Annotated in this window: 10 protein-coding genes; 7 read left to right on the forward strand and 3 right to left on the reverse strand. The window is 74.3% G+C overall.

The features are described from left to right. The coding region (locus tag MXD58_RS30325) for a hypothetical protein (protein ID WP_284678449.1) at window positions 1-275 on the reverse strand (275 nt) is incomplete at its 3' end. After that, complete coding sequence (locus MXD58_RS16270) at window positions 275-1063, reverse strand: ferritin-like domain-containing protein (protein WP_248841055.1); 789 nt, start codon at window positions 1061-1063, stop codon at window positions 275-277. The genes MXD58_RS30325 and MXD58_RS16270, both read right to left, overlap by 1 nt. A 299-nt stretch (window positions 1064-1362) precedes the next feature. On the opposite strand from MXD58_RS16270, the gene sigK reads away from it, so the two are divergent. The 4 genes from sigK (at window position 1363) to MXD58_RS16290 (ending at window position 5305) form a co-directional block, all read left to right on the forward strand. Next, a complete protein-coding gene (sigK, locus tag MXD58_RS16275) occupies window positions 1363-2001 on the forward strand; it encodes an ECF RNA polymerase sigma factor SigK (protein WP_248841054.1) in 639 nt (212 codons plus the stop codon). Beyond that, window positions 1998-2720, forward strand: coding sequence for an anti-sigma factor (locus tag MXD58_RS16280; RefSeq protein WP_248841053.1), 723 nt, complete (start codon window positions 1998-2000; stop codon window positions 2718-2720). The genes sigK and MXD58_RS16280 overlap by 4 nt, the downstream gene beginning before the upstream one ends. A 198-nt stretch (window positions 2721-2918) precedes the next feature. Beyond that, on the forward strand, window positions 2919-4610 hold the full coding sequence (locus MXD58_RS16285; protein ID WP_250609490.1) for a sensor histidine kinase: 1692 nt from the start codon (window positions 2919-2921) through the stop codon (window positions 4608-4610). Further along, complete coding sequence (locus tag MXD58_RS16290) at window positions 4607-5305, forward strand: response regulator transcription factor (protein ID WP_248841051.1); 699 nt, start codon at window positions 4607-4609, stop codon at window positions 5303-5305. The genes MXD58_RS16285 and MXD58_RS16290 overlap by 4 nt, the downstream gene beginning before the upstream one ends. On the opposite strand, the gene MXD58_RS16295 is transcribed toward MXD58_RS16290, so the two are convergent. Then, on the reverse strand, window positions 5287-5670 hold the full coding sequence (locus MXD58_RS16295) for a response regulator transcription factor (protein WP_248841050.1): 384 nt from the start codon (window positions 5668-5670) through the stop codon (window positions 5287-5289). The two genes, MXD58_RS16290 and MXD58_RS16295, sit on opposite strands and share 19 nt — an antisense overlap. A 121-nt stretch (window positions 5671-5791) precedes the next feature. Between MXD58_RS16295 and MXD58_RS16300 the strand changes: the two genes are divergently transcribed. The 3 genes from MXD58_RS16300 to MXD58_RS16310 all read left to right on the forward strand — a co-directional run. After that, window positions 5792-6337 (forward strand): hypothetical protein, encoded by a 546-nt coding sequence (locus tag MXD58_RS16300; protein ID WP_248841049.1) that lies wholly within the window; start codon window positions 5792-5794, stop codon window positions 6335-6337. Next, on the forward strand, window positions 6334-6657 hold the full coding sequence (locus MXD58_RS16305) for a hypothetical protein (protein ID WP_248841048.1): 324 nt from the start codon (window positions 6334-6336) through the stop codon (window positions 6655-6657). Before MXD58_RS16300 ends, MXD58_RS16305 begins: the two co-directional genes overlap by 4 nt. Beyond that, window positions 6654-7095, forward strand: a 442-nt coding sequence (locus MXD58_RS16310; RefSeq protein WP_250609492.1) for a hypothetical protein, incomplete at its 3' end; no start/stop codon positions are given. The genes MXD58_RS16305 and MXD58_RS16310, both read left to right, overlap by 4 nt.

Consider the following 7095-nt stretch of genomic DNA (forward strand, 5'->3'; position numbering starts at 1 on the left):
CTGCTGACCGCGCCGCTCCCACACGCCGCGAGCAGCCCCGCGCCGGCCGCGGCGACTCCGCCGAGGAGCACGCCGCGGCGGCTGGTCGGGAGGCGGGTCGCCCCCTGGTCGACCCGCCTCCCGCCGGTGGTGTCGCGGAGCTCCTCGGCCGCCGCCGGGAACGTGTCCCGGTGCAGCGCGTCGAGGTCGCCTGTCAGCAGGCGCAGCTCCGCGTCGCCGATGCCCGGCTCGGCGCGCCGTACGACACGCCGGCGAGCCTGGTCACGCCTGGTCATCACAGGGCTCCTTCAGTGGCCGGGGAGGCCATCGAGGTGGGGTAGAAGGCAACGGGGAAACCGACGCCGCCGGCCGCCTTCGGGAGCTTCGCGGCGTCCGGCGGCAGCGCGATGAGGTCCGCGGCACCGCCGCTGAGCAGCGCGGAGACGGCGAGCAGGATGGCCCGGTGCTGTGCCTCCACCGCGGCGACGCTGCCGAACAGCTGCCGCAGCATCGAGCTGCCGACCTGGCTGACGTTCTTCGTGTAGGTCTGCGCCGCGACGTCCTCCAGGGTGATCGCGAGCGACACGACGTCACCCGGTCCCTTGATCGTCGGCACGGCCGCCGCCACGACCTTCGCGTACTTCGGGTCCGGGGCCGTCTGGGCCTTCCCGCCGAGGCGGACCGCGGCGGCGTTGAACGCGGCGGCGTGCTCGGTGTGCTGCGTCATGGTCTTCATCGAGAAGGCCTTGACGACGCCGTTCGCCTCCGCACCGCCGATGAACGGCAGCGTCAGCGCGGTCTTGTAGGTGCTGACCGCGAGGTTCTCGATCGACGCGGCGGTCTGCAGGATCGCCACGTCGTTCGTCGCCGCGGACGCGCCCGAGCCCATCGCGAGCACGCCCGCGCCGGCCAGGCCGGCGGCGAGCGCCGCGCCGCGGGCGGCGAACAACGGGCGGGTGCCGGGCGGGGTCGCCTCGGCGTAGTCGGCGACGGCCGCGCGGTTGGCCCGCATGGAGTCGCTGTGCAGATCCTCGGACGCCTCGCTCAGTTCCCGCAGGCGCCGTTCGTCAACGGTGTCGGACACCGCATCCTCCTGTGGCCGATGGTGCTCGCTGTCGGGGGTGCTCGTTGTCAGGGGTGGTCACTGTCGGAGTGCTCGTCGTCGGTGACCCGTGTCCCCGACTCCGCCGAGCGGCCGCACCGGCGGTGGACGACGAGGATTCGAGGCTGTCGGGCAGCCGGATGGGTCCGGATCGCGAAAAGTTTCGGTCGGCGGCCAGATTCCCTGGCCCGACGGCAATCCGGCGGTTCGTCCGCTCCGAAGTACGAAGCAGCACCGCTGGCGGCAGCGCCGCCGGGCCGAGGCACTGGAGGTCCCGCCTGATGCACCGACGCGCCGACGATGACGACGGGCGCGTGCTGCGCGCCGTCGGCGATCACGACCCCACGCTGGCGGCCGGTAACGGCACGTCCAGCGTGGACAGCGCCCTGCTGCGCGCCGGCCGCGGCGACACCCGCGCGTTCTCGGTCGTCTACGACCAGCTCGCCACCCGGGTCTACGGCCTGGTCCGGCGGGTCGTGCGGGACCCGGCGCAGGCCGAGGAGGTCACCCAGGAGGTCTTCGTCGAGGTCTGGCGGCAGGCGAACCGGTTCGACCCGGCCCGCGGCAACGCCACCGGCTGGATCTGCACCCTCGCGCACCGCCGCGCGGTCGACCGGGTGCGTTCCGCGCAGGCCGCGACGGACCGGGAACGCCGCGCCGGCGACCTGGACGCGCGCGGCGCCGAGACCGGCTACGACGAGGTCGTCGAACAGGTGGAGCTGCGGATGGAGTACGAGCGGCTGCGCCGCTGCCTGCACGGCCTCACCGACCTGCAACGGGAGTCGATCTCCCTGGCCTACTACAGCGGCTACACCTACCGGGAGGTCGCGGAGATGCTCTCGACACCGGTGCCGACCGTGAAGACCCGCATGCGCGACGGACTGATCCGGCTGCGCGATTGCCTGGGGGTGACGGCGTGACGTCGCCGGAGGCACACACACTGATCGGCGCCTACGCCCTGGACGCGGTGGACGACGCCGAACGCGCCAAGCTGGAGTCCCATCTCGACGACTGCCCCGGCTGCGCCACGGAGCTGCGGGAACTGCGGGCGGTCGCGACGACGATGGGCGGCGCGGTCCCGATGACGCCGCCGGCGTCGCTGCGCGCGGCGGTCCTGCGGGAGATCGAGGCGACGCCGCAACTGCCGCCCCGCCTCGCCGAGCGCCGGTCCCGCGGGCAGCGGCGGGCGACGTTCGCCGCGATCGCCGCCGGCGCCGCCGCAGTCGTCGCGTTCGTGGCGCTCGGCGTGGTCGGCGCGGAGACGATCAGCCAGCGTCATCAGCTCGACGACGTCCGGGCCCAGACCGCGGACCTCGAAACGGTCGCGTCCGAGGTGGCGGCCCAGTCGGCGCAGCCGATGGAAGGCGGGGGGCGGCTCGCGGTCGTCGCCGTCGGGGACCGCGCGTTCGTCGATATTCGCGACCTGCCCGACCTGCCGGCCAACCGGGTGTACCAGCTGTGGGCGGCGAGCCCGCAGGGCGTCGAGTCCGCCGGCATCGTCGGCGGCAACGTCGGCCGGGCCCACCGTCTGCTCGCCCTCGGCAAGGAAGCAACGGCCGTGAAAGTGACAGTCGAGCCGGCCGGCGGCTCCAAGCAGCCGACCAGCGCGGTCATCGGCTCGGCCCCCCTGCCGGGCTGACGCGGCCCCCCGCCGCGCCGTCGAGGTGGTCCGCTGAGCGGAACAGGTCGGCCGCCAACGTGACCGGCACGCCATAATCGATCAGTGGCCGGGATCTTGCGGCCAGGCCGAGACGGCGCCGGGGGCGGCGTACACGGCCTGACGCGATCACACGCGTGGGCGAGCCGTCCCTGGGCGAGCGCCGACTTCGACGGCGCCGTGGTCCCGGCGCTTGCCCTCGCCGGGGCGGGCTTCGGCGCGGTCGTGCTCGTGCTGTCCGACTCGGGCCGGGACGCGGACACGACCTCAGCCCTGTTCTCCGGCCTGGTCGGCGGGCTGTACCTGCTCACCGGCCTCGTCACCCACCTGCGCCGACCGGGACGCCTCGGCCTGCGGATGGTGGCGGTCGGGATCGCCTGGTTCGCCGAGGACCTGCAGATCTCCAGCGACCCGGGGCCGCACACCGCCGGGATGTTCCTGCGGTCCGTGGCCTCCGGCTGCCTGGTGCATCTCCTGCTGGCCTTTCCGGACGGGCGGCTGCGCACCCGCGTCGAGCGGCTGCTGACCGGGGCGGTGTACGTGATCGTGTGCGTCCTCGTGCCGCTGGGGGTGCCGTTCTACCTGTCGGCGACGCCGAACCTGCTCTTCGTCGCCGACCTGTCCCGGCTCGAGGACACGGTGTTCGACACCGCGCAGGTGGTCGTCGCCGGGGCCGTGCTCGCGGTACTGCTCCGGCGCTGGATCGTGGCCACACCGCCGGCGCGCCGGGTGCTCGCGCCGGTGTATGGCGTGGGGCTTGTCGGGAGCGTCGCGTCGTTGCTGCACTCGGCGCTGGCGGAGTCCGGCGCGTCGACGGTCAACGCGGTCGCCCACCTGGCGACGCTCGGGCTGCCCGTGGCGTTCCTGGCGGGGGCGCTGCGCGTCCGTCTGGGTCGCACGACTGTCGGGGACCTCCTGCTCGACCTGCCCCGGACGCCCCAGGCGGACCTGCGTGACCTGCTCGCCCGCGCCCTCGGCGACCCGACGCTGCGCATCGCCTACCACCACCCCGACGACGTCGGCCACCCCGACCGTTATGTGGACGGCGCCGGGCAGCCCGTCACGCCCAGCCCGGACGACGCGGTCACGCCCGTCCGGCGCGGCTCGCGGGTGGTGGCCGTGCTCCTGCACGACCCGGCGCTGCGCGCGGACCGGCACGTCCTGCACGCGGTGAGTGCCGCCGCGGCCCTGGAGCTGGACAACCAGCGGCTCGCCGCGACGGTGCGGGCCCAGCTCGCCGAGGTCCGTGCGTCCCGGGTCCGCATCGTCGCCGCCGCCGACGAGCAGCGCCGCCGGATCGAGCGGGACCTGCACGACGGAGCCCAACAGCGGCTCGTCACGACCGCGCTCGTGCTACGCCTCGCCCGCGACCGCCTCGATCCCGCGGGGGCCGACCGGGAGCTCGACGTCCTGCTCGGCCGGGCCGCCGACGGGCTGGAGGCGGGGCTCACCGAGCTGCGCGAACTCGCCCGGGGCATCCATCCCGCCGTGCTGACCGAGGCCGGACTGCTCCCCGCGCTGCGCTCACTCGCCGCCCGCTGCGCGTTCCTCGTGCGGGTCGTCGACAGCCCGGCGCTGCCGCCCCTGCCGGCGCCGGTGGCCGCGACGGCCTACTTCGTCGCCGCCGAGGCCGTGACGAACGCGGCGAAGCACGCCCGCGCCGGCGAGATCCACGTGCACGTCCGCGCGGCCGGAAGCCGACTACTCCTCACCGTCGCCGACGACGGGGTCGGCGGCGCCGACCTGAACGCGGGCACCGGTCTGCTCGGGCTGCGCGACCGGGTCGCCGCGCTCGACGGCAGCCTCGTCGTGCGCAGCACCGCCGGCGCCGGCACATCCGTCCACGTCGAACTCCCCCTGGAGGGACCTTGACCGCTGCCACCACCTCCGCCGCCGACTCCGCCGTCCCGACAGCGGGGGCGACGCGTGTCGTGCTCGCCGACGATTCGTCACTGTTCCGAATGGCACTCACCGAACTACTGGCCAGCAACGGCTGCCAGGTTGTCGCGCAGGCCGGCGACGCCGAGGAGCTGCTCGACGCCGTCGAGCGGGAACGCCCGGACCTCGCGATCGTCGACATTCGGATGCCACCCGCCCAGCACCTGGAAGGACTACGGGCGGCGGTGCTGCTGCGTCGGCGCCATCGGGGGACGGGGGTGCTGCTGCTGTCGCAGTATCTGGAGGTCGCGCATCTCGACGAGCTCGTCGGGCGCACGGCGCGGGGCGTCGGTTACCTGCTCAAGGACCGGGTCACCGGGCCGGACTTCCTCGACGCCGTGCGCCGGGTCGCGGCCGACGGCTGCGCGTTCGACCCCGAGGTCGTCCCGCTGCTCGCCGGCGGCCGTGGCCGGCGCGACGAGCTGGCCGACCTCAGCCCCCGGGAGCGCCAGGTCCTCGCGCTGATGGCGCAGGGCCGGTCGAACGCGGCGATCGCCGGCGAGCTGCACCTGACGACCCGCACCGTCGAGACGCACGTCCGCAACATCTTCATCCGGTTCGCGCTGCCCGACGAGACCGAACACAACCGCCGTGTCCTCGCGGTGCTGACCTACCTGCGCTCGGCCTGACGCGCCACCAGCAGCGCCAGCGCGGCCGCCGACAGCGCCGACTTGGGGAGAAACCCGGCCGCGGTGGAGCGCCCGACCGCGTCGCCATAGTGCTCGGCGTCGCGCACCGAGCAGAACACCACCGTCGCGTCGGGCACGGCGGCGCGCAGCTCCCGGCAGACGTGGAAGCCGTCCGTGTCCGGCAGGGCGACGTCCAGCAGCACGATGTCGGGCGCCGCCGCGGGCACGCCGGCCAGCGCCTCGGCACCGGTCGCCGCGTCCCCGACAACCTCGTAGCCGCCGCTTTCCAGCAGCGCGCGGGCGACGGCGCGAAACGGCTCGTTGTCATCGACGATGAAGACGCGCCCCACCGCCACCCGGTCCATCACGGGGACGGTAGCACCGCGGTCGGACCCCGCCCTCCGTGTCAGCACTGACGCTTCCCGCACCGCTATGTCCGTGCTGGCACCGATGTGCCGGTAACCGAACCGCCCGAGACTTCCCAGCATGAAGCAGGTGCTGACCGTGCTCGGCTGCGCGCTCATCGCGATCGTTGTGTTCCTGGTCGTCCGAGACAACAGCGGCAGCGACTCCCCTTCGTCCAGTCCCAGGACTGGCCCGTACTCGGGAGGCGGCTCGGGGGGAGGCGGCTCGGGGGGAGGCGGTACGGGGGGAGGCGGTACGGGAGGTGGTTCCGGCGGCGGCTCGGGGGGCGGCACCGGAGACATCAAGCCGGGGCCGGATCCGGAGCCGAAGTCGACGGGCGCCGTGGACGTCTCGCGGCGGGGAACGAACGGGACCGAGCGCGTTGACTGCGCGGACATCGACAGCGAGCTGAGGATCTCCGCCTTCAACGGGTCGGTGCGCTGGACCGCGGCGCCCGCCGCGGGTGTCTCGGTCAGCCCGTCGTCCGGGTTCCTCGACGAGGGCGAGAGCCAGGTCGTCCACGTCGGCGGGAGCTACGCCGGCGGCGGAGGCTTCACCGTGAACGTGTCCGCTCCCAGCCGGTCCGGCGGCAGCGGCGGCGTCGCCGCCGCGTTCACCTGCCGATGACCCGGACCCGCGCGCCGTGGCAACACCCGGCGCTGACACCCGTCTACGCGGCGGTGATCGCATTCGGCGTCGTCGTGGTGGTGTGGCTGTCCGACAGCGTGAAGTCGGCACCCGGACCGGAGGGCACGGTCACCGTGAGGGTCACCCCGTCCACCTCGTCGGCCTGCCTGGTACTGCCGAAAAAATGGAAGTTCGTCGGACAAGAACCATCCGCCACGCCCACCCCGGCCGCGGACGCGCAGGCCGCTGTGCTCCCGGAGTGCGGCCCCGCCGGCGACGAGGCCGATTTCTCCGCTCAGCTGCGGGTGGACGGATCGTGAGCGGGCGGCTCGTGCCGGAACGGACCGCAGGGGCTCCGGCTCCGCTCCAGCAGCTCACGATCATTGTGGCCACCGCGGCGGCGGCGCCGGCCGCGGCGGTGTGCGCCTGGATACTGCTCCCGCTGCCCGACGATCCGGTCTGGTGGGTCCCGCTCGCCGTCGTGCTCGGTGCCGGCGCCGTCGGCGCGCTGCTCGCGTGGCTGCTGGTGCTGCCGCCCTGGCCGGACAGCGGGTCACCCGAATCGACCCACCGGCCCCAGGCGGAACCGGCTGGGCGGCCGTCTCTTCGGGATGCCGACGACGCGACGTCGCGGACCACGCGGGAACTACCAACCGCACGAGACCCGCAGGTCACCCGGCCGGTGCAGGTGGTACTGCCGGTCGAGCGGCCGGCCGGCACCGCGGCCGCGGGTCAGTGGTGGGGCCGAGGGGCTCCGC

The organism is Frankia sp. AgKG'84/4 (assembly GCF_023242965.2).
In the GTDB taxonomy this organism is placed as follows: domain Bacteria; phylum Actinomycetota; class Actinomycetes; order Frankiales; family Frankiaceae; genus Frankia.

Bases quoted from the DNA above. Each gene is read 5' to 3' on its own strand.
- sigK (WP_248841054.1), top strand. From the start codon at position 1,363: ATGCACCGACGCGCCGACGATGACGACGGGCGCGTGCTGCGCGCCGTC.
- MXD58_RS16295 (WP_248841050.1), bottom strand. From the start codon at position 5,670: ATGGACCGGGTGGCGGTGGGGCGCGTCTTCATCGTCGATGACAACGAG.
- MXD58_RS16300 (WP_248841049.1), top strand. From the start codon at position 5,792: ATGAAGCAGGTGCTGACCGTGCTCGGCTGCGCGCTCATCGCGATCGTT.
- MXD58_RS16305 (WP_248841048.1), top strand. From the start codon at position 6,334: ATGACCCGGACCCGCGCGCCGTGGCAACACCCGGCGCTGACACCCGTC.